Annotated in this window: 27 protein-coding genes; 14 read left to right on the forward strand and 13 right to left on the reverse strand. The window is 68.0% G+C overall.

Annotated features, from left to right (window positions below):
* Window positions 1-45: 45 nt before the first annotated feature.
* The gene (locus tag ACFEMD_RS01185) at window positions 46-294 is read right to left on the reverse strand and encodes a DUF7533 family protein (protein ID WP_394739053.1); all 249 of its coding nucleotides are present in this window, start codon (window positions 292-294) and stop codon (window positions 46-48) included.
* A gap of 113 nt (window positions 295-407) precedes the next feature.
* Between ACFEMD_RS01185 and ACFEMD_RS01190 the strand changes: the two genes are divergently transcribed.
* Window positions 408-1010, forward strand: coding sequence for a riboflavin synthase (locus tag ACFEMD_RS01190; RefSeq protein WP_394739054.1), 603 nt, complete (start codon window positions 408-410; stop codon window positions 1008-1010).
* 1 nt (window position 1011) lies between these two features.
* On the opposite strand, the gene ACFEMD_RS01195 is transcribed toward ACFEMD_RS01190, so the two are convergent.
* On the reverse strand, window positions 1012-2025 hold the full coding sequence (locus ACFEMD_RS01195; RefSeq protein ID WP_394739055.1) for a PrsW family intramembrane metalloprotease: 1014 nt from the start codon (window positions 2023-2025) through the stop codon (window positions 1012-1014).
* 137 nt (window positions 2026-2162) lie between these two features.
* Between ACFEMD_RS01195 and ACFEMD_RS01200 the strand changes: the two genes are divergently transcribed.
* From ACFEMD_RS01200 to ACFEMD_RS01225, 6 genes are all read left to right on the forward strand, one after another.
* Window positions 2163-2318, forward strand: a complete 156-nt coding sequence (locus ACFEMD_RS01200; protein ID WP_394739056.1) for a hypothetical protein — start codon at window positions 2163-2165, stop codon at window positions 2316-2318.
* Window positions 2319-2455: 137 nt separating this feature from the next.
* Window positions 2456-2833 carry a DUF7532 family protein gene (locus ACFEMD_RS01205; RefSeq protein WP_394739057.1) on the forward strand — a complete coding sequence of 126 codons (378 nt, stop codon included), beginning with the start codon at window positions 2456-2458 and terminating at the stop codon, window positions 2831-2833.
* Window positions 2834-2876: 43 nt separating this feature from the next.
* Window positions 2877-4310, forward strand: a complete 1434-nt coding sequence (locus tag ACFEMD_RS01210; protein ID WP_394739058.1) for a DUF402 domain-containing protein — start codon at window positions 2877-2879, stop codon at window positions 4308-4310.
* 150 nt (window positions 4311-4460) lie between these two features.
* Window positions 4461-5360, forward strand: a complete 900-nt coding sequence (locus ACFEMD_RS01215; protein ID WP_394739059.1) for an acyltransferase — start codon at window positions 4461-4463, stop codon at window positions 5358-5360.
* Between the two features lie 116 nt (window positions 5361-5476).
* Window positions 5477-5800, forward strand: coding sequence for a DUF7577 domain-containing protein (locus tag ACFEMD_RS01220; RefSeq protein WP_394739061.1), 324 nt, complete (start codon window positions 5477-5479; stop codon window positions 5798-5800).
* A gap of 203 nt (window positions 5801-6003) precedes the next feature.
* Window positions 6004-6249, forward strand: coding sequence for a PRC-barrel domain containing protein (locus ACFEMD_RS01225; protein WP_394739062.1), 246 nt, complete (start codon window positions 6004-6006; stop codon window positions 6247-6249).
* Here ACFEMD_RS01225 and ACFEMD_RS01230 read toward each other — a convergent pair.
* The 4 genes from ACFEMD_RS01230 to argS all read right to left on the reverse strand — a co-directional run bounded on the left by ACFEMD_RS01230 (window position 6212) and on the right by argS (window position 11770).
* Window positions 6212-7123 carry a universal stress protein gene (locus ACFEMD_RS01230; protein WP_394739063.1) on the reverse strand — a complete coding sequence of 304 codons (912 nt, stop codon included), beginning with the start codon at window positions 7121-7123 and terminating at the stop codon, window positions 6212-6214. The genes ACFEMD_RS01225 and ACFEMD_RS01230 overlap by 38 nt on opposite strands.
* Before the next feature lie 31 nt (window positions 7124-7154).
* Window positions 7155-8480: a hypothetical protein gene (locus ACFEMD_RS01235; RefSeq protein WP_394739064.1), complete on the reverse strand. Its 1326-nt coding sequence runs from the start codon at window positions 8478-8480 to the stop codon at window positions 7155-7157.
* 137 nt (window positions 8481-8617) lie between these two features.
* Complete coding sequence (prf1, locus tag ACFEMD_RS01240) at window positions 8618-9877, reverse strand: peptide chain release factor aRF-1 (protein WP_394739065.1); 1260 nt, start codon at window positions 9875-9877, stop codon at window positions 8618-8620.
* Window positions 9878-9982: 105 nt separating this feature from the next.
* Window positions 9983-11770, reverse strand: coding sequence for an arginine--tRNA ligase (gene argS / locus ACFEMD_RS01245; protein ID WP_394739066.1), 1788 nt, complete (start codon window positions 11768-11770; stop codon window positions 9983-9985).
* Window positions 11771-11945: 175 nt separating this feature from the next.
* Here argS and ACFEMD_RS01250 point away from each other — a divergent pair, with 175 nt between their 5' ends.
* A complete protein-coding gene (locus tag ACFEMD_RS01250; RefSeq protein WP_394739067.1) occupies window positions 11946-12218 on the forward strand; it encodes a hypothetical protein in 273 nt (90 codons plus the stop codon).
* Between the two features lie 57 nt (window positions 12219-12275).
* Here the strand turns inward: ACFEMD_RS01250 and ACFEMD_RS01255 are convergent, their stop codons facing one another.
* Together ACFEMD_RS01255 and ACFEMD_RS01260 are read right to left on the reverse strand one after the other, a co-directional pair.
* Window positions 12276-13424 carry a pyridoxal-phosphate dependent enzyme gene (locus ACFEMD_RS01255; protein WP_394739068.1) on the reverse strand — a complete coding sequence of 383 codons (1149 nt, stop codon included), beginning with the start codon at window positions 13422-13424 and terminating at the stop codon, window positions 12276-12278.
* Window positions 13424-14383: a succinylglutamate desuccinylase/aspartoacylase family protein gene (locus ACFEMD_RS01260; RefSeq protein ID WP_394739069.1), complete on the reverse strand. Its 960-nt coding sequence runs from the start codon at window positions 14381-14383 to the stop codon at window positions 13424-13426. Before ACFEMD_RS01260 ends, ACFEMD_RS01255 begins: the two co-directional genes overlap by 1 nt.
* A gap of 152 nt (window positions 14384-14535) precedes the next feature.
* Between ACFEMD_RS01260 and ACFEMD_RS01265 the strand changes: the two genes are divergently transcribed.
* Entirely contained in the window at window positions 14536-15702 is a 1167-nt protein-coding gene (locus ACFEMD_RS01265; RefSeq protein WP_394739070.1) for a PQQ-dependent sugar dehydrogenase, read from the forward strand.
* Window positions 15703-15729: 27 nt separating this feature from the next.
* On the opposite strand, the gene ACFEMD_RS01270 is transcribed toward ACFEMD_RS01265, so the two are convergent.
* The 3 genes from ACFEMD_RS01270 to ACFEMD_RS01280 all read right to left on the reverse strand — a co-directional run bounded on the left by ACFEMD_RS01270 (window position 15730) and on the right by ACFEMD_RS01280 (window position 18931).
* A complete protein-coding gene (locus tag ACFEMD_RS01270; protein WP_394739072.1) occupies window positions 15730-16989 on the reverse strand; it encodes a magnesium transporter in 1260 nt (419 codons plus the stop codon).
* A gap of 52 nt (window positions 16990-17041) precedes the next feature.
* Window positions 17042-18571: a stage II sporulation protein M gene (locus ACFEMD_RS01275; RefSeq protein ID WP_394739073.1), complete on the reverse strand. Its 1530-nt coding sequence runs from the start codon at window positions 18569-18571 to the stop codon at window positions 17042-17044.
* A 78-nt stretch (window positions 18572-18649) separates the two neighbouring features.
* A complete protein-coding gene (locus ACFEMD_RS01280; protein WP_394739074.1) occupies window positions 18650-18931 on the reverse strand; it encodes a hypothetical protein in 282 nt (93 codons plus the stop codon).
* A gap of 127 nt (window positions 18932-19058) precedes the next feature.
* On the opposite strand from ACFEMD_RS01280, the gene ACFEMD_RS01285 reads away from it, so the two are divergent.
* Complete coding sequence (locus ACFEMD_RS01285) at window positions 19059-20252, forward strand: MBL fold metallo-hydrolase (protein WP_394739075.1); 1194 nt, start codon at window positions 19059-19061, stop codon at window positions 20250-20252.
* 100 nt (window positions 20253-20352) lie between these two features.
* Here the strand turns inward: ACFEMD_RS01285 and ACFEMD_RS01290 are convergent, their stop codons facing one another.
* Both ACFEMD_RS01290 and ACFEMD_RS01295 read right to left on the reverse strand, forming a co-directional pair.
* Window positions 20353-21003 (reverse strand): sensor domain-containing protein, encoded by a 651-nt coding sequence (locus ACFEMD_RS01290; RefSeq protein WP_394739076.1) that lies wholly within the window; start codon window positions 21001-21003, stop codon window positions 20353-20355.
* 47 nt (window positions 21004-21050) lie between these two features.
* Window positions 21051-21380: a nuclear transport factor 2 family protein gene (locus ACFEMD_RS01295; protein ID WP_394739077.1), complete on the reverse strand. Its 330-nt coding sequence runs from the start codon at window positions 21378-21380 to the stop codon at window positions 21051-21053.
* 143 nt (window positions 21381-21523) lie between these two features.
* Between ACFEMD_RS01295 and ACFEMD_RS01300 the strand changes: the two genes are divergently transcribed.
* The 4 genes from ACFEMD_RS01300 (at window position 21524) to ACFEMD_RS01315 (ending at window position 25180) form a co-directional block, all read left to right on the forward strand.
* On the forward strand, window positions 21524-23326 hold the full coding sequence (locus tag ACFEMD_RS01300; RefSeq protein WP_394739078.1) for a Rieske (2Fe-2S) protein: 1803 nt from the start codon (window positions 21524-21526) through the stop codon (window positions 23324-23326).
* A gap of 148 nt (window positions 23327-23474) precedes the next feature.
* On the forward strand, window positions 23475-24257 hold the full coding sequence (locus ACFEMD_RS01305) for a hypothetical protein (protein ID WP_394739079.1): 783 nt from the start codon (window positions 23475-23477) through the stop codon (window positions 24255-24257).
* A 57-nt stretch (window positions 24258-24314) separates the two neighbouring features.
* Window positions 24315-24824, forward strand: a complete 510-nt coding sequence (locus tag ACFEMD_RS01310; RefSeq protein ID WP_394739080.1) for a DUF367 family protein — start codon at window positions 24315-24317, stop codon at window positions 24822-24824.
* A gap of 206 nt (window positions 24825-25030) precedes the next feature.
* Window positions 25031-25180, forward strand: a complete 150-nt coding sequence (locus tag ACFEMD_RS01315) for a 50S ribosomal protein L40e (RefSeq protein ID WP_394739081.1) — start codon at window positions 25031-25033, stop codon at window positions 25178-25180.
* The last annotated feature ends 86 nt before the right edge of the window (window positions 25181-25266 follow it).

The raw sequence follows: 25266 nt of genomic DNA on the forward strand, positions 1-25266 counted from the left end.
CTATGTTTGTGTCACTCGGCGCCCTCGAGAGCGCTCGATCGCTGCTCACCGATCGTCGGCGTCGTCGGGGTCTTTGCGTACCGTTCCGGCCACTCGTTTTGCGACGGCAGCCGGAACGTCGGAGGGAAGGGTGAGTCGGTGCTGGACGAGCACGAGTCCGATCGCGAGGCCGATCAACACCGCGCCGACGGCCGTCTCGCCGCGGACCAGAAGGAACTCGAGCCCGGCGAGCGCGGCCGGCAGCGCGAGCACGAGGGTACCCGCTAGCTTGATCGTGTCGATGATTCCGGCCATCGACGCCGGCTACGAAGGGGGCCGCCAAAAGCGCGGCGGCTGTCGAACCGTCACGGAACTGGAACGCATCCGCGTTCCGGAGCGGTTTTGTCCGTCGGCTCGAACCCTCGGATATGTTCACGGGAATCGTCGAGGAGACCGGAACGATCGACGCCCGCTCCCGAACCGAGGACGGCCTCCGGCTCCGGATCGGCGCCGACGAGGTCGCGACCGGGCTCGAGCACGGTCAGAGCATCAGCGTCAGCGGGGTCTGTCTCACGGTCGAGCGCTTCGAAGCGGGCGCGTGGTTCGAGGTCTTTCTCGCGAGCGAGACGGTCGAGCGGACGTATCTGGGCGACCTCGAGGAGGGTGAGTCGGTGAACCTCGAGCGGGCGATGCCGGCGGACGGCCGGTTCGACGGCCACGTCGTCCAGGGTCACGTCGACGCGGTGGCGACGGTTTCGAGGATCGAATCGGTGGAGGAAGACTGGTTCTTCGAGTTCGAGCTGCCGGCGGGCTACGAGCGCTACGTCGTCGAGAAGGGATCGATCACGCTCGACGGGATCAGCCTCACCGTCGCCGAGCTGACGGACGACGGGCGAGTAACGGTCGCTATCATCCCCACGACGTACGAGCTGACGACCCTCTCGGAGAAGGACGTCGGCGACCCGGTCCACCTCGAGGTCGACGTTCTCGCGAAGTACGTCGAGCGGCTGCTCGAGGCCCGATTCGAGTAGCTCAGCGCTGGCGGGTCGGGGGGTCGAACTCTGTCAGCTCGGGCGACGGCACGTCGTCGGTGTCGCCCCGAATCTCCCGGTAGGTTCGCCGGTAACGGGCGATTTTCCGGTAGAGGTAGTAGCCGATCGCGAGGTCGAAGACGATCACGTACGCGACGAACGCGACACCGAACCCGATCGGGTACAACGAGGTGAGGATCTCGGGAACGATCCCGACGGTAGTGTTGTAGGCGCCGTGGACGAACGCGGCGATCAGCAGTCCCTTGACGACGATCGGTCCGGCGTACTCGCGGTTGAACTTCGCCAGACCGAGGTAGTAGCCCGCGATCGCCGAGTAGATGACGTGGCCGGGGCCGACCAGCGCCCGCTGGGTCGCGATGTCGGTCGCCGCGGCGAGGGTGCCGACCTGGGCCTCCGCGACCGTGCCCGCGACGTAGATCGTGTTCTCGATGGCGGCGAAGCCGAGCCCGGCGATCGCGCCGTACACGGCGCCGTCGATAACGGCGTCGAACGTGTCGCTGCGGTACGCGAAGACTCGGACCGCGAGGAGCTTGACGGTCTCCTCGACGGGGCCGACGATCAGGAAGAAAAAGAAGACCGTGCCGAGCGCGCCGAACAGCTGGAAGTACGGCCTCGTCACCGAGTTGACGATGGCCGCGAACGTCGCGAAGAGAACCGCCAGAACGAACGTCGCGACCAGCAGTCCCAGCGGCTCGTTCGTCGTGATATCGGAGTACCAGATGAACGCCGCCAGCAGGGCCGCCGGAACGACCGAGAGCCCGAAAAAGAGCGCGAGCCACGGATCCTCGAGCACGAGCACGCCGGGCTGGACGAGCAGGAAGGCGGTGATCGCGAGGGCGACCCCGATGATGATCGCGTGGAGCCCGTAGGCGATCCCGTTGTACGTCGCGACCGAGAGCCGGTCGAGGGCGTTCCGTGGCTCCCACGTCGAGACGTCCTGGAGGTCCGTCGACTCGTCACTGGCCCGTTCGACCGGGTCCCGCCGTCGTTTCATGTAGCGCGATACTCCGCCCGGCCCGGTAATAGTTCGGCCCGCCGCAGTCCGGGTCGGCGCGTCCTAGTATGATATGATATCTCATGATCCGTATTAGGATCGAGCTTATGTGTACTCGATCGTGAGAACGAATCACGATGTACAACGCGAGCCGCGGTATCCACTACACCGCCCCGCCGGGTCCCAAGGACGAAACCGAGGAGACGACCGAGAACGCAACCGAGTCGGCGACGCCCGTCAGCGCCGACGACGCCTCGTCGCCGGCCGAAACCGGTCTCGCCGCCGACGACTGAGACGCGACTTGTTCCTGTGGATTCGTGGAACTCGTTCCACCCAGCGGCCGCTCCGGTAACGACGCGCGGCGGACGGCATGCCGGAGAAGCTGGCGACGAACCGAACGCACAAAGTGGCGTCGCGCCAACGTCCCCGCATGCACTTCGATCAGCGAACGCAGCGGGCGCTTCGCGAGGTCGGCCTCGAGACCGACGAGCTCCGGGCCGCCTCGGAGGCGGTCGTCGAGGCCGTCGAGGAGGACGTCACCGCGCTCGAAGCCTTCTTCGACGCCCACGAAACGGTGTACTCGGACATGGAGATGGCCCACTCGAGCGCCGACTACCCCGAACACACCGTCGAGAACCTCGATCTGACGACCCACGCCGACGAGATGCGCGGCTGGCTCCGCTTCGACAGCTGGGGCGTCTACGTCGAGGACGGGCGGGTGCTTTCGGACGGCTCCGTCGAGCTGACGCTGGGGCCGACGATCCACGACCGGGTCCGGTTCGCGCCCGACCGCGAGACGCTGCGGTGATCGCCGTGTCGGGAACCGAACCGCGGCTCGCGGAGGGGCGGCGATGACGACCGCTCGAGTGCGGGGGATCTACACGACGGCGCTGACGCGGCTGTTGAACGACGACGGGCTCGAGGTCGTCCAGGCCTCTGACCCGATCCGCGAGCGCTTCGACGAAGCGTCGTTCGCGGCCGCACCCGCTGACGTCTCGCTCGAAACGACCCGCGACAGACAGGGCGTCGAGGTTTCCGGCGCGCCGGAGGCGGTCACGACGGCCGCCTCGCGTCTCGAGGACCTCGCTATCGATACGTTTTGCTGGGACGACGACGTCCCCCGCGGCGCGGTCTTCGACGCCGAGGTGCTCGAGGCGGAGGGCGGAGGCGGCGCCGTCGTCGACCTCGGTGACGGCCGCCGGGGCTACCTGAGCTACGACGACGTCGACGGCTACGTCGACTCGGGGAACCGCTACCGCGTGCAGGTTCGCGAGCCGACGCCGCCGTGGGCCGACGACGACCCCCGGGTCGCCCCGGGGCTCGAGGCTGCGGGCGGACTTTGCACCCTCTCGCGCGCTCGTAGCGGCGTCTCCGCGAGTCTTCGCGGGGAGCGGGCCGAGGAACTCGTGGGCATGACCGACCTCCTCTCGGTCGACGTCCCCGAGGGCTGGGGGCTGCGCTGGCACCGTCCGGCCGCCGAGGCCGATCTCGAGGCGATGGAACGGGCCCTCGAGGACGCCGTCGAGCGCGCCCGCGGGCTCGAGGACGCCCTCGCCGATAGCCCCGAGGAGCCCGGCTCACCGGATCGGCTGGCGACGCCCGAAGCGAACCGCTGGCTCTGGTTCGGCCGGAAATCCCGCTTTGCGCTCGACGAACACCGTCGTGAGGTCGAGTCGACGATGCCGGGCCACCACCGGACCAAGGCCGCCGATCGGGCTGCGAGCGCCGCGGTCGACTTCGCCGAAGCCGTCTGCGGTTCTGCCGGGAACGGGTTCGCCGACGAATTCCCGTTCGACGCCGTCTCCCGACAGTTCGGCCCGCTCGAGGGCGACCGCCTCGAGATCGGCCACGGGAAACCCGACGGCCGCCTGATCTCGCTCGGCTACGGCGACGTGACCGACTGGGATCCCGAGGGGACGATCACGCTCGAGCGCTCGATGCGCGGCGGCGGCACGTACGACGCCCTCGGCGTCCCCAAGGAGGAAGGCGACGTCGCGGTGACGAAGTTCCGCGAGGGACGGTGGTGGTATCCGACGACGTACAGGGGCGACGACGGCTCGGCGAAGGGAACCTACGTCAACGTCTGTACACCTCTCGAGCTGTTCCCGGACTGCGTGCGGTACGTCGACCTCTACGTCGACGTGATCCGCACGCCCGACGGCGCGGTCGAGATCGTCGACCGCGAGGAACTCGAGCACGCGATGGACGACGGGGTCGTCGCGACGCCGCTAGGGGAGAAGGCCTTCGAGGTCGCCGAGGCCGTCGAGCGCGCGCTCTCGAACTGACTGCGAGGTGGCGTCGGCGAAACGACTTGTGCAACTGGTGGAGGTCGGTCGAGCCCGTCGTGTCTTCCGTGCCGAGACCGATCGGGGAATCACCGGGGAGACGAACCGACAACCGAACTCCTATCACCTCCGCGGGCAAAACGGGTCTGTATGACAAAGCGGGACGTCTCGCTTCCCGACGAGGCGGAAGCAGGAATGCGCGAGTTCATCGACGAGGTCGATCGGCGCCTCTCGAGCGACGAGGATACGTGCTCGGTCGTCGAGGACGTGCTGATCGACCTCTCGGGAGACCGGGAGGCCTACGAGCGCTGGCGGGGCGGCGAGTCGATGACCCCGGCCGAACGGGTCCGGCTCCAGAGCTACGATCCGTGTAACACCACCCTGGAGAGCGAGTACTACGCCGAGAAGGACGAGGCGGCGTTCCGGCGGTCGAAACACCTCCAGTGGCTCTGGCGGCAGTTCGACAGTCTGCCGATCGCGGACAACATCGAGTTCGCGCTGCGGTTTCGACGGATGCTCGCCGACCACCTCTTCGAGGAGTGTGGCGAGAACTGTCGGTTCTTCAAGGGCGTGACGTTCACCTACGGCCACAACATCACGATCGGGGACAACACCGTCGTCCACGACGACGTCCACCTGGACGACCGCGGGAAGCTGACGATCGGCGACCGCGTCTCGGTCTCCGACGGGGTCCACCTCTACACCCACGACCACGACGTCGTCGACCAGACCGAGGTCCGCAACTACCACACGATCGTCGAGGACGACGTCCGGCTAACGTACGACTCGATGGTCCGTGCCGGCTGCAAGGTCGGCGAGAACGCCATCGTCGGCGCCCGCGCGATCGTTCAGCACGACGTTCCGGCCCACCACATCTCCATCGGCATGCCGGCCAAGAGCGTCAAGATCAAACCCGGCTGGGAGGACGTCGCCACGCCGATCGACGAAGCCGGCGTCAACCGCCAGGAACAGCGCCACCTCGAGTACGACCTCCCCGCGGATCTCGAGGTCTTCGACGAGTTCCAGCGCGACCTCCGTCCGCCCCAGTAGTCACGAGACGGCGGATCGGCCCGAGCGCGAAGTTAGGGCTCGTTCAGCGACCGACTACTGTCACGGTGCGATGAGGGAGGGAATACCCAAGTGCGTTGAGAACGTATCACACGGTGATGGAGCTCTGGGGCTGGCTCGTCGGCTACGTGGTGCTGTTTGCCCTCCTGCATCTGTTACTGTACTACGTCTACGTCCGCCGCGAGGACGGTGACGGCGTCCAGTCGCCGTCGGTCGCAGACCCCGGTCGGGGCCAGTCCCACTCTTCGCCCGGTTCCGACGGCTACCACTCGGCGTCGGACGGCGTCGACGACACTGACGACGGCGAGGCCGACGCCGACATCGACGGCGAGACGATCAGGTGTCCCCACTGCGGTACCAGAAACGACGCCGATCAGACGTTCACCTACTGCTGGAACTGTGTCTCCGGTCTCCGACAGTAACGTCCGACTACCGCTCTCGATCCCTTTCAACGCCATGTTAAACGGTCGAAGAACGGTTACGCCGCAGCTAACGTCGGCTTGATCTGCCGAACGACTGCAACCGTTCCCGGAGCCGTCGGAAACGATTTTCGCGCTTTATTCGCGACGAAACCCTCCCTCGAGTCGTTTCGGTGACGGCGCGAAGCGGTCACGAACGATTCGATATGGAACGAACGGAACTCACGAGCGTCGACGAGGGAAAACGCGTGCTGAACGCCGACGGGACCGCGGTCGGCCGACTCGTCCGGGTCGACGACGGCTACGGATACGTCGATCCGGATCCGACGATCGTGACCACGCTGCGAGCCAAACTGGGGTTTCGACCCGACGGGACGGCCGCCCACCCCCTCGATGCGGGAAGCATCGAGGAGATCACCGACGACGCCGTCCGCCTTCGGGGGACGCTCTGATCGATTCGGAGAGCGACCCAACCCGCTCGAGCAGCCGATCGAGCCGGGACTCCGCCCGACGCTTGGCGATGATGACCGGACACTCGGCCTCGCGGCCGACGGCGTCCGCGACCGAACCGATCACGGGCGGGCGCACCAGTCCGGTGCCGGTCGCGCCCAGCACGATCAGATCGTGGTCGGCTGCGGCCTCGAGGATCCCCGTCGTCGATGAGGGGGCGTCGACGAGTCGCTGGTCGACCGGCACGGCCGGGAACGAGGCTGCGGCGCGGCGAAGGCGTCGTTGCGCGGTGGCTCGGTCGGCCATCGGCCCCTCGTCGGTCATCACCGAGAGGACGGTAACTCGAGCGCCGTTCATCGCGGCGATCGCCGCGGCGACGTCGCTGGCCAGGCCCGCGTGGGGGCCGCCGACGGTCGGGACCAGTACGGTGTCGACGCCGTCGGCGACCGTCCCCATCCGCTCGACCAGCACGTTACACGGGGGTCGGCGCAACACGGGATCGACGGAGGTTCCCAGGACCGCGTCGGCGGTGCTGGCGCGTTCGCGCCACCCCATGAGCAAGATGTCGGCGTCGAGCTCGTCGACGACGTCCCGGATGGCTCCCGGCACGTCGCTGCCGACTCGGAGGTCGGTCGTGATCGGCACGTCCGAAACGCCTTCGGCTCGCTCGAGCAACTGCGTGCTCTCCTCGGCGTACTCCGCGGAGATATGATCGTCGGAGAACAGCAAGAACGGAGAGTTGACCGGCTTGTGCTCGATCGCGATGGCGTGGATGCGACCGTCGTGTCGGATCGCCAGGTCCGAGGCCGTTCGCAGGAGCTGCTCGACGGCCGCGGGGTTCGACAGCGCGACGAGGATCGTGTACTGTTCCCCCATACCACACGTTCGCGGGCCAGGGGCAAAAGGCTCACCCGCTGGCGTCGACGGTAACGGTACGTTCGGCCGCGTCGTCGGGGCTCTCGACCCGAACTGGGAAGGTGTCCGCGGTAGCGACCGGGTAGGTCTCGTACCCGAGGGTGACCGTCTCGGTCGTTCCGAACGGCACGGTGACGGTAGCGGCGTCGACCCGTTCCCGACCTGTCCCGACCAGGAGTTCGGTCTCCTGGGTCGTGTCGCCGACCGTCATCATTCCGCCCTTGTTCTCGACCTCGACCGTGATATCGAGCCGATCGCCGCCCTCGAGCGGCTCGTTGGTCTCGACGATCTCGACCGCGAACGGGGGTCTGATCTCGGGGCCGTCGACGGTCGCCTCCGCGCTCGTCCGGCCGTCCTCGCAGACGACCCGCGCCCCGGTCGGGTAGCCGGCGGCGACCCAGCCCGGACCCGCCCGGGCGAGCGTCGCCTCGTCGCGTTCCCCCTCGAGGTCGTCGACCCGGACCACCGTCCGGTTCTGCCCCTCGATCCAGACGACGCGATCGAGCCGTCCCTCGGGGTCGCGCGCGACGAGCCGGCTCTCGACGACGTCGTCGACGCCGACGGTTGCGTCCGCGTCGGGGTCGCTGTCGAGCGACTCGATCGCCGGCGGCTCTCGACCGTCCGAATCGACCGCGAGGATCCAGTCGTGGCTCGCCGATCCCGACGCCGTGGAGACGGTCACGCCGACGTCGTAGCTTCCGGTAGTCTCGGGCGCCGCGAGGTAGGCCCCGGTCCCCGTCAGGAAGGTGTAGTCGTTCGCGAGCGCGAGGTCACCAGCGATCGCGTCGTCGGCCTCCCACTCGAGGTCGGTCGGCTCGAGTCGTCGTCCTGCCGCGACTTCGAACAGCACTGTGGAACCCGGCTGCACGGTGATCTCGTCGGCGTCGGGCCTGATCGCCGCGCTCTCGCCGTCGTCGGTGCCGAGTACGGTGACGGTTCGCTCGTCGGCGTCGACGCCGGCCTCGAGTCTGACCGGAAACGACTGGGTACGCCGGACGCGGGGCGTCTCGTATCCCAGCGTGATCGATGCGGTCTCGTCGGGCTCGAGGGAGACGGGCCGTTCGTCGATGGTCTCGGGGTCGTGCCCGACCACGAGGCGCGCCTCGACCGTCGTCGCTGTTCGACCCTCGAGATCGGCCGTCACCTCGAGGCGCTCGCCGGCCGCGACGGGCGCGTTCGTCTCGCGGAGCCGAACCTCGACGTCTTCGGGTCGAGTTCGACCGACGGCGACCGACGTCGCCGCGAGCACTGCTCCGGCCGCGATACCGCCGAGGACGCGACGACGTCCGTATCGTCGCAGCTGTCGGTCCCCCCACATGGTGGTCGGGGACGTCTGGCCGGAGGGATAACTCCCTGGGATCGTTACGCGAATAAGGAGCGATTCACGGATCGTCGGAGGCCGAAAACGAGCCGTTCAGTCGAGGAGACCCTCGTAATCGGTGCCTACGCCGAATCTCAGACGCCGGTGGAGTACCGGAGGATGCCGGCGAACCCGCCGAAGGCGTTGTAGAGCTGTTCGCCCTTCTCGAAGTCCGTCGAGATGAACTTCGTCTCGGTGCCGCGCTGTTCGGCGATCTCGATGAGGTGGTCGATGGCGTCCTCGCGGTCCTCGTCGCTCGCCTCGACCTCGCTGCCGCAGTCGGTGCAGCTGTGCTCGGGCGTCGCCTTCCGCCGGTCGACGACCTCGCGATCGGTGTTGCCACACTCCTCGCAGTCGTAGGTGATGACGTCCCGTCGCAGGTCCTCGCTGATCAGCAGCCGGTCGACCGCGCCCATCATGAGGTTTCGTCGGGTCTGCTCGAATCCGTAGGTGGCGAGGTCGCCCGCGTTGAGTTCCTCGAAGAACTCCTCCATCTGCTTTTTGTCCTTCATCACCTCGGCGTCGGCCAGGGCGTCCTCGGCGTTGTCGACGAGGTCCTTGAGGCCGGACTCGTCGGTGTAGGCGACGTCGAACTTGCCGATGACGTTGTCCTGGATCTCGTGGTGGAGGTAGTCGCCGTCGAGGAACTCGTCTTTCGTCGGCGAGGGACCGCCCACGAGGATGCCGTCGAGTTCGTGGCGCTTGGCGACGAACAGGTCGTTGGCCATCCCGGCGACCTCCTGGTAGAAGTTGTCGATCGCCTCGAGGCGCAGCCTGGCGAACCGCTGGGCGGACTGGCCACCTTTCCGCTGCTTGCCCGGAACCAGCGAGGAGGCGGATTTGACCGCCTCGACGCGTTTGCCCTTCAACCAGCCGACGTTTGCCTCCCGGCGATCGAGGACGATCAGCCCGTAGAGACCCTTGTCGGCCATCATCTCCTCGAGCGGTTCGATCAGGAAATCGGAGTCGCAGTGATAGCGGAAGGATTCGACGGGCTGTGGCGGGCTCTCCAGGACCTTCGTGACCATCTCGGTCCGGCCGCCGCCGGAGTCGACGGCGCCCGAGAACAGCACCATCCCGTTTTCTGGCGGGTAGGTGTCGTAGTACCGAAGCCGGTCTTTGATGCTCGTCAGCGCGTCCTGGACGGCCGTCCGGGTTTGCTTGGACTTGATGTTGGCCGCCTCGCTGTGTTCTTGTGTGACGTGCTGGACGACGTCGCTGATCTGGCGGTCCTCGGGGATGTAGATCGAGACGAGCTGCGTGCCGGAGCCGTCGAAGTCCTTGAGATCCTCGATGACCTTCCGGAACTCGTACTTCTTCCGGTCGGATTGCTCCTGTTCGGCCTCCTGGCTCATTGGGCATACAAAACGGTGCTGTGGCTAAGTATCCTTTGACACGCGCTACGCGCCCGTCGATGGTTCACGCGACCCGCGGTCGCCGTCAGACTGTGACCCGCCGGCCTACATCGACCGCGGGGCCGCGACGCCCAGGATCGAGAGGGCGTTCGCCACCGTGTGCTTCGAGGCCGCCACGAGCGCGAGGCGGGCCTCCCGGACCTCGGGGTCGACGTCGTCGGCTAGCACGGGACACTCCCGGTAGAAGGCGTTGAACCGGTCGGCGAACGTGCGCGTGTAGGTCGCGATCTGGTGAGGCTGGAGGTCGTCGGCCGCCTCCTCGACGACCGCCGGGAAGCGGGCGATCGTCTCGAGCAGCTCCCGCTCTTCGGGGGTCTCGAGCAGGTCGGCGTCGACGGCCTCGAGATCGATATCCTGGCCCTCGAGGTCGGCGGCGGAGTCGAGGCCGGCCTCCTCGAGGATACCGCAGCACCGCGCGTGAACGTACTGGACGTACGGCGCGGACTGGGCCTCGAAGTCGAGCGCCTGCTCCCACTCGAAGGTGATCGCCTTCGAGGGCTGTTTCGAGACGATGTCGTAGCGCACGGCACCGATCCCGACCTGGTGGGCGATGCGTTCGATATCCTCGTCGGTCAGCTCGTCGTCGCGGATCCGGTCATCCAGGCGGTCCTCGACCTCCTCGCGGGCGCGGTCGATCGCCTCGTCGAGCAGGTCGTCCAGGTCGACGCCGGTTCCGCGTCGCGTCGACATCTTCCCCTCCGGGAGGTTGACGTAGGAGTACAGCACCTGCCGGAGCGGTTCGGTGTCGTTGCCCAGCAGCTCGAGGGTCGTCCGGAGCTGGTCGGCCTGGAGGGTGTGATCCTCGCCCAGCACCGTCACCGCGTTGTCGTAGTTCTCAAATTTCCACTCGTGGTGGGCCAGGTCCCGCGTCGGGTACAGGGAGGTGTCGTCGGCCCGCAGGAAGACGAGGTTCTTCTCGATCCCGTGGGCGTCGAGCTCGAGCTGCCAGGCGTCCTCTTCGTACACCGCCTCGTCGAGTTCCTTGAGCCGGGCGACGAGGTCGTCGGTATCGCTGTTGCGCATGAACCGCGTCTCCTTGACGAACTCGTCGAACTCCGCGGGCAGGCGGGCGAGACACGCCTTCATCCCGCCGAGCACCTGGTCGACGACCTCGCTGACCCGCTCGTAGGCCTCGTCGTCGCCGGCCTCGAGCCCCTGCATGATCGACTCGATCTCGGCCTCCGCGTCGGCAACTTTCGGCTCCGAGGCGTTCTCGAGGAAGGCGTTGCCCTTGCGGTAGTAGCGCACGAGGTCGTACTCCGGGCGATCACGCTCGGGCTCGCCCTCGAGATCGTCCTCGTCGAACGTCTCGTAGGCCCAGGTGAAGACGGCCATCTGCCGGCCCGCGTCGTTGACGTAGTAGTGGCGATCGACGTCGTAGCCGGCGTAGTCGAGCAGGTTCGCGACCGCGTCGCCGATAATCGGGTTCCGCGCGCGCCCGACGTGGACCGGCCCCGTCGGGTTCGCGCTCGTGTGTTCGACGACGACGCTCTCCTCGCGGTCCTCGAGGGCGCCGTAGTCGGCTGCCGTCGCCGTCTCGAGCGTCGTCTCGAGGTAGGCGTCGCTCGGCAGGAAGTTGAGGTATGGTCCCTGGGTCTCGATCGCCGCGACGTGGGTCAGCTCGTCGACGTCGATCTCGTCAGCGAGTTCGGCGGCGACCTGCGGCGGCGGGGCGCCGGCCTCGCCGGCCAGCCGGAAGGCCACGCTCGAGGCGAGGACGCTGTCGACGTCCTCGGGCGGTTCTTCGATCCCGAGATCGTCGGTCGGGTAGTCGAGCGCCGACAGCGCCGTCTCGAGGGCGCTCTCGACCTCCGCGCGTAGGGAGAGGAACATACCCGCCCGTATTCAGGGGGCAAGTAAAGGAATGTCGGGTTCCGTTCCGGAGCGCGGCAGCGACCCCGTCAGGTTTGGTTTCGAGCTGCGGCGTCGGCCCCGTCGGGCGATTCGTGTTCGCGCCCTGAAATGGACGGCCGCAACATCAACCGTAGTGGTTCCTTCCGGAGAGTGCATGACGACGCTAACCGAATCTGACGAATCCGAGCCCGAATCCGAGTTCGACGAACTGGAGGCGCTCGAGGAGACTCCGCTCTCGTCCGGGGACCCGGTGTCGGTCGCAGCCGCGCTGTCGGTCGCGTACTCGTGGTACCTGTTTTACCTCAAGGAGGACAAGGTCGCCGGTCTGTTCGTCGGTCTCTGGGCCCCGACGCTGCTGGGCGCCGCGGCGTACTTCCAGCAGAAGGAGCTGTACGCGAAACTCGAGAAGGGTCTCACCTTCGCCTAAATTCGGTCGACTCGAGCGCGAAGAAACCGCAGTAACCGCAGGATTCTCACTCGATTTTCACTCGATTTTTAGCCCGCTGCCGGTCAGCGGGACGACGACGTCCGCATTAGCGTCCAGCACGCCGTCCTCGCGGTAGCGCTCCAGTGCCGCCGGTGCGACCGCGCAGGTCGGCTCGACGTAGAACCCGCGGCGGTGGAGCCGCTCCAGAGCGTCCTCGATCGCAGCCGGCTCGAGGGCGACGGCGCCGCCGTCGGTCCGCTCGATCGCCTCGAGGATCTCGTCGAGGCGGGCGGGCTCGACGATCTGAATCCCGTCGGCGACGGACTCGGTGTGGCCGGGTTCGGCCGCGACCGTCTCACCGAACCGGTTTGCGACGGGTGCGTAGCCCGCCTCCTGTGCGGCGAGCAGCCGCGGCAGTTCGTCGATGATCCCCGCCTCGAGCAGCAGCGAGAAGCCCCGGTAGGCGCCCAGAAACAGCGTGCCGTGACCGAGCGGGAGCACGACGGCGTCGGGCGCCGTCCAGTCGCGCTGGGCCGCGATCTCGAGGGCGAACGTCATCGTTCCGGCGTAGAACGCGGGGTTCCAGGCGTGGCTGGCGTACCAGCCGTCGCCGGTCTGTCGGGTGGCGGCGGATTCGGTACCGTCGCGGCCGTCCCCGCCTCCGCCCTCGACCGCTTCGATGCAGGCGTCGGTGACGTCCTGGCGCGTCCCCTCGATCCGAACCGGTCGGGCGCCCGTTCGTTCGATCGCCCCCAGCTTCGCCGCCTTGACGTCCGCGGGAACGTAGATCTCCGCGTCGATTCCGGCTCGAGCCGCGTACGTCGCGACCGCGGCGCCGGCGTTGCCCGAGGAGTCCTCGAGGACGCGGTCGACGCCGAGTTCGGCCGCCCGTGAGAGCGTCGTCGTCGCACCCCGATCCTTGAACGACCCCGTCGGGAAGACGTACTCGAGTTTGAACGCGGCGTCCCACTCCGGGGCGTCGACCAGCGGGGTAAAGCCCTCGCCGAGGGAGACTCGCTCGTCGATCGGGAGCCACGGCTCGAAGCTCCAGAGGCCGCGACCCGGCTCGAGCGCTAACGCGGTCGGATCGTCGGGGAGCGGTCGGTCGACGAACTCGAGCGGACTCCCGCAGTCACAGCGCCACGGCTCGTCGGGGCCGGTCGCGTAGACGGCGTCGCAGTCGGGGCAGGCGAGGTCGCTCGCCATCAGTACTCGTCGATGTCGGTCGCGACCGAGCAGACGTACTCTCCCGTCGCGACCTGCGGGAGTCGACGGCTCCGCCAGAGGATCCCGTCGCTGTCGGCGGTCACCGTCTGCTTTGGCTCGCCGAACGGTGTCGTCACGGTAAACAGCGTCTCTCCAGACGTCACCCGGTCACCGAGGGCGGGTTCGAGATCGACGAGCCCGCCGGCGGGCGCGCCGAACTGCTCGAACCCCTTCGCGCGCGTCTGGGGTTCGGGGCTCCGCTCGCCCTCGAGGAAGCCGTAGTAGCGGAGCACGTTGAACACGCCCTCGACACCCTTCCGGATGCTCGTCTCGTCCCAGCCGACGCAGCCGCCGAGTTCGGGGTCGACGGTCGGGATCCCCTCGTCGGGCGCCGCACGGGCGAGCTGACCGTCGGGACCCTTCTGATCGAGGATGTAGCCGCAGCCGAAGACCTTCGCCAGCTCGAGACACTCGCCGTGGAGGCGGTGGCGGGTGCCACAGCGAACCCGGACCTCGTCGATCATCCGGCTGGTCGATCCCTGGTGGAGGTCGAGGATGAGATCCGCGCGGGTGGCCGCCTCGAAGGTGGCCGCGGCGATCCGCTCGCTCGAGGTGCCGGCGGCGTTGCCCGGGTAGGCCCGGTTCATCTTCGTGTCGTCGATCGGGTTGCGGTGCTCGGCGACCTGGAACCCGTGGTAGTTGACGATGCCGACGATCAGGATCGTGCCGCTGAGTTCCGTCGGATCGAGCTGCGGGACGACCTGCTGGACGACGCCGACGCCGTTGAGTTCGTCGCCGTCACTGGCCGCTTGCAGATAGAGGGTCTTTCCGGATTCCGCGCCGTTGACGACGGCGACGGGGAGACCGAACGGACTCCCGTCCCGAGTCTCGCCGACCTCGAGACGGCCCGTATCGATCTCGCCGGGGCCCGCGCTCGCCGTTCCGAGCGTCGTTGTCATGTGTTCTGAGGTTGAACCCGTCAGCCTTTATTGATTCGGTTGGATCCCACCGGGAGCGGGCCGATCACCCGTTCGAGCGGACGACCCCGCGAGGCCGACGGATCGGCAGACGCCGTGGAAGCTTTTTACCCAACCGAGCCGGAGACAACCGCGTGAACCGACGCACGATCCTCGCGGCGTCCGGCGGTGCCCTCTCGGCGACCGTCGCCGGCTGCGCCGGCGTGCTCGAGACGGACGACGGCGACGACGACCTCGCGGTCGAGGAGGTCGCCGACGGCTTCGAACACCCCTGGAGCCTCTCGGTCGTCCCGGACGACGGTCGGCTGCTCGTGACCGAACGGGAAGGGGCCCTCTCCGTCCTTGAGCCGGACGACGGCGACGTCGAGGACGTCGACGGCGCTCCGGACGTGTACGCGGAGGGACAGGGCGGACTGCTCGACGCCGCCTTCCACCCCGACTTTCCGGACGAGCCGTGGCTCTATTTGACCTACGCGACGGCCAACGACGACGGCGAGTCGACGACGGCCCTCGGCCGCGGCGAGCTCGATCTCGAGCCGGGGAGCCTCGAGGGGTTCGAGGAGCTGTACGCCGTCGAGCCGTTTCTCGATGCGACCGACCACTACGGCTCCCGTGTCGTTTTCGGTGAGGACGGGGCAGTCTACGTGACCGTCGGCGACCGGGGCTCGAAGGAGTTCGGCCCCGATCACTACTCTCAGGATACGTCCACCGCCATCGGATCGACGCTGCGCCTCGAGCCGGACGGCTCGATCCCCGACGACAACCCGTTCCTCGACGACGAGGACGTCCTCGACGAACTCTACAGCTACGGCCACCGCAACGCCCAGGGAATGAGCGTTCACCCCGAAACGGACGAGCTCTGGCAGTCCGAACACGGCGAGGAGGACGGCGACATGCTCCGGATCGTCGAGGAAGGCGCCAACCACGGCTGGCCGGTCGTCCACTACGGTTGTGAGTACGGCACCGACGACCCCGTCGGCGACGAGTTCGACGACCGCGACGACGTCGTCGACCCGGTCTACTACTGGGAGTGCAACAGCGGCGGGTTCCCGCCCGCAGGGATGACGTTCTACGACGGTGACGCCTTCGAGGAGTGGGAGGGCGACCTGTTCGTCGGGAACCTCGCCGGGGAGTACCTGGGCCGGTTCACCGTCGACGGTACCGACGTCGAGGAAGTCGATCCGCTGCTCGAGGGCCAGGGGTGGCGGATCCGGGACGTCGTGACCCACCCCGAGACGGGCGCGCTGTACGTCGCCGTCGACGACGCGGACGCCCCGATCGTTCGACTGACGCCCGAGTAGGTGCTCGTCGGAGTCGAACGGCCGCCTTCACAGCAGGATCGCCTGGGCCAGTCCGAGGAAGACGAAAAAGCCCAGCACGTCGGTCGCGGTGGTGATAAAGATCGTCGCGGAGGTGGCCGGATCGAGCCCGAGCCGGTCGAGCAAGAGCGGCGTTATCGCGCCGAAAAAGCCCGCGATCACCAGGTTCGCGACCATCGAGATGCCGATCACGGCGCCGAGGAGGATTCCGAACTCGGCGTAGGAGAAGGCGATCGCGATGACGGCGACCAGCGCACCCGTTATAAGACCATTGACGGCGCCGGCGATCACCTCGTTCACGACGACGCGCTTCCCGGTGTTGAGCGATACCTCGTTCAGGGAGATTCCCCGAACAGTGACCGCCATCGCCTGCGTGCCGGCGTTCCCTCCCATTCCGGCGACGACCGGCATGTAGGCGGCGAGGATCGCGACGGCCGCGATCGTCGACTCGAACAACCCGACGACCGCTGCGGCCATGAACGCCGTTCCGAGGTTGAGAATCAACCACTTGTACCGTCTCCTGATCTTCTCGCCGGGGCCGTCGAGGACGCTCTCCTCCTCGTCGACGCCGGTGAACTCGTAGAGGGTTTCGCCCCGCGCCTCCTCGACGAGCATCAGCAGGTCGTCGGCGTGGATCACGCCGAGAATGTCCTCCTCTTCGTCGAGCACGGCGACGCTGCGTTCGCGGTTCCGGCGGAACACGTCCAGCACCTCCTCGTCGTCGCGGTCGTACCGGACGTGCGGCGTTTCCCGAACGTAGTCCGTGATCGACTCCGTTTGCCGGTCGGCTACCGAGAGCACCGCGCCCGGAAGTTCGCCCAGGAGTTCGTCCCCGTCGGTGACGAAAATCGTCGGCACGCGGTCCGTGCGGTTCTCGAAGCGCCGAACCCGTTCGGTCACCTCGGAGAAGTCCCGATTCCTGTCGACCGTAACGTAATCGAGGCTCATCAGCCCGGCCGCGCTCTCGGGGTCGAACGACAGCAGGAAGTCGATCTTCTCGCGGCGTCGGGTGTTCAGCGTCGCGAGCAGCGCCTCGCGTGTCTCCTCGTCGACGTACCCCAGCACGTCCGTCACCTCGTCCGGATCGAGCCGGTCGATGAACGTCTCCAGCTGGCCCCGATCCATGTCCGCGACGAGGACCTCCCGGACGTGCTCCGGGAGCGCAAAGAAGACGTCCCGCCACTCCCCTCGCGGGAGGTCGGTGAACGGATCGGACGGCTCCGGAGACATCGCGATCGTCTCCTGTACGTCCCGCAGTTGGCTGGCCATACTTCGAAACGGCAGATGGGATACTAAGTCATACCGGAAACCGGCGCCAGCCTCAGAGGAAGACCCCGTAGTAGTACGGGCTGACGAACCCCTCGATGAACGCCGCGATCGCGAGCACGATCCCGAGGCCGACGACGACCCAGAACGCCCGCTCGAGGGCCTCGACGACGTCCTGTCGACTCGCGCGGCCGTGGAACGCCCGCCAGCTGACGACGCCGAGCCAGAGCCCGAGCGCGCTGGCGACGAAGATGGCGGGCACCTCGAGGATCCCGTGGGGGATGACGAACGCCGCGAGCTCGACGAGCTCGACCTCGAGTCGGGCGACGGCACCGAGCACGACCCCGTTAAACGCAAGCGAGAACAGCGCCGGAATCGCCAGCGCTAGCCCGCCGAAGGCGGTGGTGTACGCCACCGTCCAGTTGTTCCCGAAGAACTCGAGGGCGGCCGTCGGCGGAACGTGCCCCTCGAGGCGCTCGTCGATGGAGGTCTCGACCGTCCCCGCGAGGGGCTCGGCCAGCTCCCAGCCGGCCCAGAACGTGCCGACGGCGGCGACGACGACGAACGCGTGCAGGAACGGCGTCGCCCGAACGAACGAGAACATCTCGGCCCAGCCCCGTCGGAGCCCGTCGGCGAAGCGACTCCGGAACGGCCGCTCCGGAGGCGACGGCGGGGAGAGCTTCCCCTTCGGACCGCCGTACAGCGCCGTCTTCAGCAGATCGAGGAACGGGAAGACGATCAGCGTCGTGAGCAGCGTTCCGAGGGAGGGGACCTCGGCGACCACGAGCAGCCCCGTGAGGACCGACAGCGCGACCGACGCGCCGACCGCGAGGACGTAGTAGAAGCCGGCCGCGATCGGGTGTCGACGGAGGAAGCCGAGGGTCGCCGACAGCGAGCCGAACACGCCCGCGTCGTCGACGACGACGGCGACGGGAGCGAAGGCGAACACCGCTCGAATCGCCGCGATCGCGAGGCCCGCTACGAGCAGGGTCGGCAGGATCACGACGACGGCGGCGACGCCGGCCCCGGTCGCGGGCGCGAGGGCGGCGCCGAGCAAGACGGCGCCGACGAGCGCGATCGTCCCGACGGCGAGCCAGGCGACGATCTCGAGCAGGTAGAGCCCGACGAAGCGGAGCCAGAACCGCCCCGCGCCGGCGAGACCGATGACGAGCCCGCGGTCGTCCCGGAGCCGCCCGTAACAGGCCGAGAGCTGGGCGGCCGAGACGGCCGCGTAGAGGGTTATCGCCAGGACGATCGAGCCGAGGACGACCGCGGCCGCCAACAGTTGGAGCTCGAGCGGCAACAGCTGCTCGGCCAGCGGGGCGACCTCCTCGGCCCAGGCGTCGAACGCCTCCGGATCGGTGTCGGGGTCGGGCGGCTCGGGGACCCCGGTCTCGAACTCGGTGAGCACGGCGTCGAGCCGGCCGGAGAGCTCGAGGTAGACGAAGGCGACGGCGATGCCCAGAAACGGGAGGATGCGGACGATCGCCGGGATCGCGGCACCGAGCAGGTAGAACGGCAGGATGTCGGCGGGGCGGCGCCGGAGCACCGCGACGGCGCCGGCGACCGCATCGGACAGTGTCATAGTATCGAATTTCTCGATTGACGGGTTAAATCATCCGCTCGAGGAACCCGGGCTGGAATCGCGGGGCCGTGGCGACGATCAGTTGTACGTCCGATCGTCGAACGCGTCGCCGTCGCTCGACTCCTCGGACCCGGAGTTCGACAGCCGTGGGGTGAACCCGCCCGTGAGGATGACGGCGACGACGACCAGCGCCGCCGAGAGGACGACGAAGTCGGCGCTCGGGTCGTAGCCGGCCAGTCCCGCACCCGTCGAGACGACGAAGATCGCGACCGTGAAGACGACCGTCGCCAGCGCCCCGACGACGACGATGCCGATCACGCTGCCGAGCAGTCCGCGGAGGACGTTTCGTACTGCTGTCATAGGTGTCCGTTTCCGGTCCGGGGTCGTAGTGGTTGCGGCTGGCGGAAGGTGTCAGCGGGCCGTTTTCGTGCGACACGCCGGCAGATGTCGTGGAGACGTTTAGGTAACTCACTCACGTACTCCGCGTATGGTCACGACCCTCACTGCGGATCGCCTCGCGGAGCTACAGGACGGCGACGAGGAGTTCGCGCTCGTCGACACGCGTCCCGAGGACAGCTACGAGTCCTGGCACGTCTCCGGGGCGCTTCACTTCCCGTTCGGCCCCGAGGAGGACCTCGACGGCCGCCTCGAGGAGTTCGCGGAGCTGGTCGACGACACCGAGCGGGTGATCACCATCTGCGCGAAGGGAATCTCCTCGGGGAACCTGGCGACCCAGCTCGAGTCGGCGACCGACGACTACGACGTCGAGACCGTCGACGGCGGGATGGAGGGGTGGAGCGGCGTCTACGACGCGGTCGAGCTCGAGGGGACCGGGGACGCCCGGATCGTCCAGGTCCAGCGCCGCGCGAAGGGGTGTCTCGGTTACGTCGTCGGCTGCGCGGCGAGCGGCGAGGCCGTCGTCGTCGACCCCACCGCGGACACCGACGAGTTCGCGGTCGCCGCCGAGGAGGCCGGGCTCTCGATCGTCGGCGTGATCGACACCCACGTCCACGCCGACCACGTCTCCGGGGGCCGCCAGCTCGCCGACGAGCTCGAGGTGCCGTACTACCTGGGCGAGCAAGCGGCCGAGCGCGACGTCGAGGTCGAGTACGCCGCCCTCGAGCGCAACGAGGTGGTCGCGGTCGGCGAGCGCGAGCTGAAGGCGATCGCCGCGCCGGGCCACACCAGCGAGATGATCAACCTCCTCGTGGACGATCGAGCGCTGCTGACAGCCGACACCCTACACGTCGGCTCGACGGGACGGACGGAACTCGAATTTAACGAGGACGAGGGCGAGGCGCTACGCGCCTCGAAAGAAACGAGCGGTGAAACCGCAAGGGAGGGTGAACAGGGCGCGCGGCTGCTGTACGAGACGCTCCACCGGACGATCCTGGCAGAACCCGAGACCGTTCGCGTCCTCCCGGGACACGTTACCGTCACGGCCGACGGCGAGTTCGAACACGGCTCGCCGGGTGCGGAGATCTCGACGACGGTCGGCGACGCGCGAACGGGCATCGACGTCCTCGACCTCGACGAGGAGGCGTTCGTCGACCGGCTGGCCGACGCCGGCGAGAAGCCCGCCAACTTCGAGGAGATCATCGAACGCAACCGCGGGGCGCTCGAGCTTCCCCCGGAGGAGCGGATCGAACTCGAGATGGGGCCGAACAACTGTTCGGCGTGACCGCTGTCGCTCGTTCGAGTTGCCCCTCGGAGGGCGTCTCGCCGGTCTGCCACCGACGGTCGACCACCCGTCTGCTACTGACTCGTCGATCCGTCACGGCTCACCGACCCGCTGCCGGCTCGCCGAGCAATGCCGCGCTCATCCGCCCGCAGACGTAGGCGATCGCGTTCGCGACGTGGACGAAGACGACCAGCAGCACCGCGCCGAGCGCACCGGCCAGGGCCGCTTCCGGGACCGTTTCGATAGACCAGACGAGCGGCTCGCCGTTGAGTTCGCCGAACTCGGCATCGGTGGGGTATCGCAGCGGCGCGAGGAGGAGTTCGGCGATCCACGCGAGCGCGATTACGCCCAGAAGGGCGACGACGGAGACGAGCGTCTTCATCGAGAGGAAGCCGACCGCCCGCCAGGTCGAGGGCGCGTCAACGTACGCGCGGAGCCGCGAGCGAGTTCCGGGAGCGTCGTCGACGTCCTCGTACCGCTCGAGCTCGAGCCCCAGCAGCGCGTTCGCGAGCCGTCGTTCGAGCCCCGCGGCGATCCTGGCGCCGAGGAGGGCGACGAAGAGGATCGCCACGCCGACGAGCACGAGCGTCAGGAGCAGGCCCAACAGGACGCCGAAGCCGAACGTGAAGTAGTACAGAAAGCCGAGCGGGATGGCCAGAAACAGGTACAGGAGGTTCTTGTACGTCTGGCGGGCGACGAGCGCACCGACCGTTCGTCGTCCGGCGCGTCCGATTCGTGCGACAGATGTCATTGGTAGTTGAACAGTTCAATTCGGCCACCAAAAGTCCTCGGGCACCGTCACCGGCTGTACGTCTCGAGGCGAACGATCCGTTCGTCCCCGAGCTCGAAGAAGTCGGCGAACGCGAACAGCGCCGACCCCGTTTCGTCGTCGACCACCCGCCCCCGAACTGCGACGTCCCCGCCGTCGGCGAGGACGTCCTCGAGGTCGTGGCGCGTCCGCTTGTTCGGCCGGTCCTCGTGCATGAACTCGACGAACGCCTCCCGGTCCTCGAACCGGCGGTCCGGACGCTGCTGGACGAACTCGGGAGCGAGGACGTCCTCGAGGGCGTCGTACTCGTGGGCGTCGAGCGACTCGTAGTAGCGTTCGACGAGGGCGACGGCGTCCATACCCCACGTAGCGAGCCGACTGTGAAAAACGGCAGCGGTCCGGAGGCGGCCGTCGCCGTCGCGTTTCGCCGTCCTGCTGTCGCTTTGCGTACAAAATCGGGATTCAGCGAACGCTTACTTCCGTGCCCCTCGATACCACGCGTATGGCGACGACCGAGGACTTCCGGACGGCGATCCCGCTCGAGGAGCTACGAGCGCAGGGGCGCGCGCAGGTCAGCGTCGACGGGACGCCGCTGGCGCTGTTCCACCACGAAGGCGAGGTGCGAGCCGTCGACAACCGCTGTCCCCACATGGGGTTTCCGCTCTCGGAGGGGACCGTCGACGACGGCGTCCTCACCTGCCACTGGCACCACGCGCGGTTCGAACTGGCCTGCGGCGACACGTTCGACCCCTGGGCCGACGACGTCCAGACCTATCCCGTCGAGATCCGCGACGGCGAGGTCTGCGTGAATCCGAACCCCGAGCGCGACCTTCCGCCCGACGAGCACTGGGCAGGCAGGCTCGAGACCGGGCTCGAAGAAAATCTCGGGCTCGTCCTGGCGAAGGCGACGATCGGGTTGCTCGACGCCGGCGTCGACCACCGCGAGCCGACGGCAACGGTCCTCGAGTTCGGCACCCGCTACCGCGAGGACGGCTGGGGACCCGGGCTGACGATCCTGGGCTGTCTGGCGAACGTGATCGACGACCTCGCACCCGAGGACCGAAAGCGGGCGCTGTGCGTCGGCGCGCGCCGCGTCGCGAGCGACTGCGCGGGCGAGCCGCCGAACTTCGATCAACCCTCCTTTTCGACCCGCGAGGTGGCGTTCGACCGACTGAAGCGCTGGTTCCGCGACTGCGTCGAGGTCCGGGACGCCGACGGCGCGGAACGGTGTCTGCGAACCGCCGTCGCGGCCGACCGCTCGGAGCGCGAACTCGCCGAACTCGTCTTCGCCGCCGCGACCGACCACCCCTACCTCTCGACCGGCCACGTGCTCGACTTCGCGAACACGGCCTTCGAGAGCGTCGATCACGCCGGTCGCGAGCACACCGACGACGTCCTCGCAAGTCTGGTCGAGCCGCTGGTGACCGCCGACAGGAGCGACGAGCGATCGTCGTGGCGCCAACCCGTCGACCTCGTCGCCCTGCTTGAGAACGTCTACGGCGGCGACGTCACCGAGACGAGCGGGCTCGAGGCGCTGGTCGCCGAGGGCGCGAGCGCGGACTGGGAGCCACCGGCCGACCTCCGGGAGACGCTGCTCGCGGACGATCCCGAGGCGATCGTCGACGCGCTGGCGGACGCCGTTCGGGAGGGAGCGACGAGCGAGGCCCTCGCGAGCGAGGTCGCACACGCGGCCGCGACGCGGGTCGCGCGGTTCGGCACCGCAAACGAGTTCTCCGACTGGAACACCGTTCACCACACGTTCACCTACGCGAACGCGGTCCACGGGGCGACCCGCCGGACCGACGCCGTCGAACTCTACCGGGGCGTTTTCGATGCCGCGATGAGCGTCTACCTCGATCGCTTCCTCAATACGCCGCCCGCGCCGGTCCCGAAGCCGGGTACAAACGACACCGGAAGGGAACCGGAGGAGGTCCTCGAGGACCTGCTCGAGACGTTCGACGTCGAAGGCGAGGTCAACGAGGCCGGGCGGCTCGTCGGCGAGTTCTTCGACTGCGGAGGCGATCCCGGCGAGCTGAAACGGACCCTCGGACGCGGGCTCCTGCGGGAGGACGCCGGCTTCCACACGATCCAGAACTTCGAGGCCGCAGTCCGGCAGTTCGATCTCGCGGACGAGCGCGCGGTGGAGGGGACGGACGAGGTGTCTCGTCTCGAGTCCCGCCGCCGAATCCCGATGATCGCGACGGCGCGGTATATGGCCGCGCACTTCCCGACCAGGCGCGAGGCCGAACAGACGTTTACGATCGCCGCACGGCTCAACCGCGGCGAGGCGATCCACGAGGAGTAACGGGACGAAGCGACGCACGCACAGGAGCATCGACGAGAGTTCGAGGGGTCGCTCGAGGAGACGGACTCGGCGAAATGGCCTCGAGGAGCGGTCGGTATCGGCGGGAGCGCCAGTACCGTTTTGACCACACCGGTCGTATGGCTGTCATATGCGAGTTCGCTATCTCGGGTTCGTTCTCTTCCCCGTCGCGATGCTCGCCTACCTCGGCGCGGTCGGCTACGACCCCTCGCTCGCGGCGTCGACGACCGGTCCGTTCGTCGTCGCGACGGGCGGATTCGCCCTCGCCGCCGTCCTCGCGGTCCGTGCCGGCACCCGAATCTCGGTTGCCCTCTCGCTCGCCGCGTTCGCGCTCGTTCCCTACCTCGGCGACCTCGGGCTCGGTCCGCACTTCGTCTCGTTCGCCGCGGTCGTCCACGCGCTCCTGTTCGTCGCCGTCGGCGGCGTCGTGCTGATCGCCCTCGAGTACGCCGTTCGAAACCGAGAACGAGCGACCGAGTCGGTCTCGAGGCGGACGCTCCTCGCGAGTCTCGGAGTCGGTATCGGCCATCTCTTGGCCGTGGCCCTCACCGCCGAGGCGGCCGGCGACGGCGTCTCCGGGATCGCCACCGAGCTGTTCGCCGCACAGCCGGTCGAGTACGCCATGCTCGCGCTTGTTGTGGTGGGCCTCGTCGCGCTCGGTGCGGTTCCGACCCTGCTGTTCGTCCGCTGGCAGCTGCGATTACCCGCGGTGGTCGTCGCGGTCGGATTCGTACTCGTAACCCTTCGGACGTGGCGCTACGTGCAGGAGACCGTCCACCTGGGCGCCTCGCCGTCGCCGATGATTGCCTACGCGGTGCTCTGGTTCGTTCCCCTCGCGCTCGCGCTAGCCGTCGGCGGCCTCGAGTATCGCCGCTTGCACGGACGATCGAAACGGGGTGTGACGGCGAACTGAATCGTCGTGGACGCATCGACCGTCTTTTCTCGACGGCGCCCCTACCTCGCCTCGACCGTGGACTGTCACGTCTACTACGAGGGCGACGACGACCCGAAGAAGTGCACCGCGCGCCGACTCGAGCAGTTCGACGAGGCGACGCTGTACCGTACCATGCGGCAGGTGCCATACGGCGTCGTCCTCAACCCGCACGCCGAGCAGGCGCTCTCGCCGGCCGATGCCAACGAGGCGCTGGGGACGCTGGTCGCTCTCGACTGCTCCTGGGAGTCCGCCGAGGAGGCCGCCTTCCGGATGAACGGCGTCCACCGCGCGCTGCCATTTCTGGTGGCCGCGAACCCGGTTAACTACGGCCGTCCGTTTCGGCTGACGACCGTCGAGGCGCTCGCGGCCGCCTGCCGTATTCTCGGCGACCGGGAGCGCGCCGAGGCGCTGCTCGAGCCGTTCCGCTGGGGGGAGACCTTTCTGACGCTGAACGAGGAGCCCCTGCGTCGGTACGGCGAGTGTGCGGACTCGAGCGAGGTCGTCGCGGTCCAGGAGGAGTATCTGGCCGACGAGGAGTCGGCGTAGTGAGAATCACGGAACGCTCGAGTCGAACGCGACCGTCGTCTCAGCCGAACTCGAAACGAACGCCAGCACCCCTCCCGAGGCGGACGACCGGCCCCGTCCCCCGCTCCGGAAGAACCCGACAGTTCGTGACGGCGGATGAGAACTATTCGGTCCGGAATCGGTTCGCGACCACAGCGGTTATATGGACAACGGGCTAACGGAGCGACATGCCAAGTTTCGACGCCGCCGAAAACCGGACGCTCCAGAAGATGATCTGTATGCGCTGTAACGCGCGCAACGCGAAGGACGCCGACAGCTGCCGCAAGTGCGGCTACAAGAACCTCCGTCCGAAGGCGACCGAGCCGCGAGCGGCCTAACTCGGTTCTCTGCGGCGTTTTCGAGCCTCGAGCGAGCGCTCTCCAGTTCCGACCTCGAGCGAGTTCGTCGGTTGTTTCCTCGAGCG

The organism is Natronococcus roseus, assembly GCF_043677095.1.
GTDB lineage: Archaea > Halobacteriota > Halobacteria > Halobacteriales > Natrialbaceae > Natronococcus > Natronococcus roseus.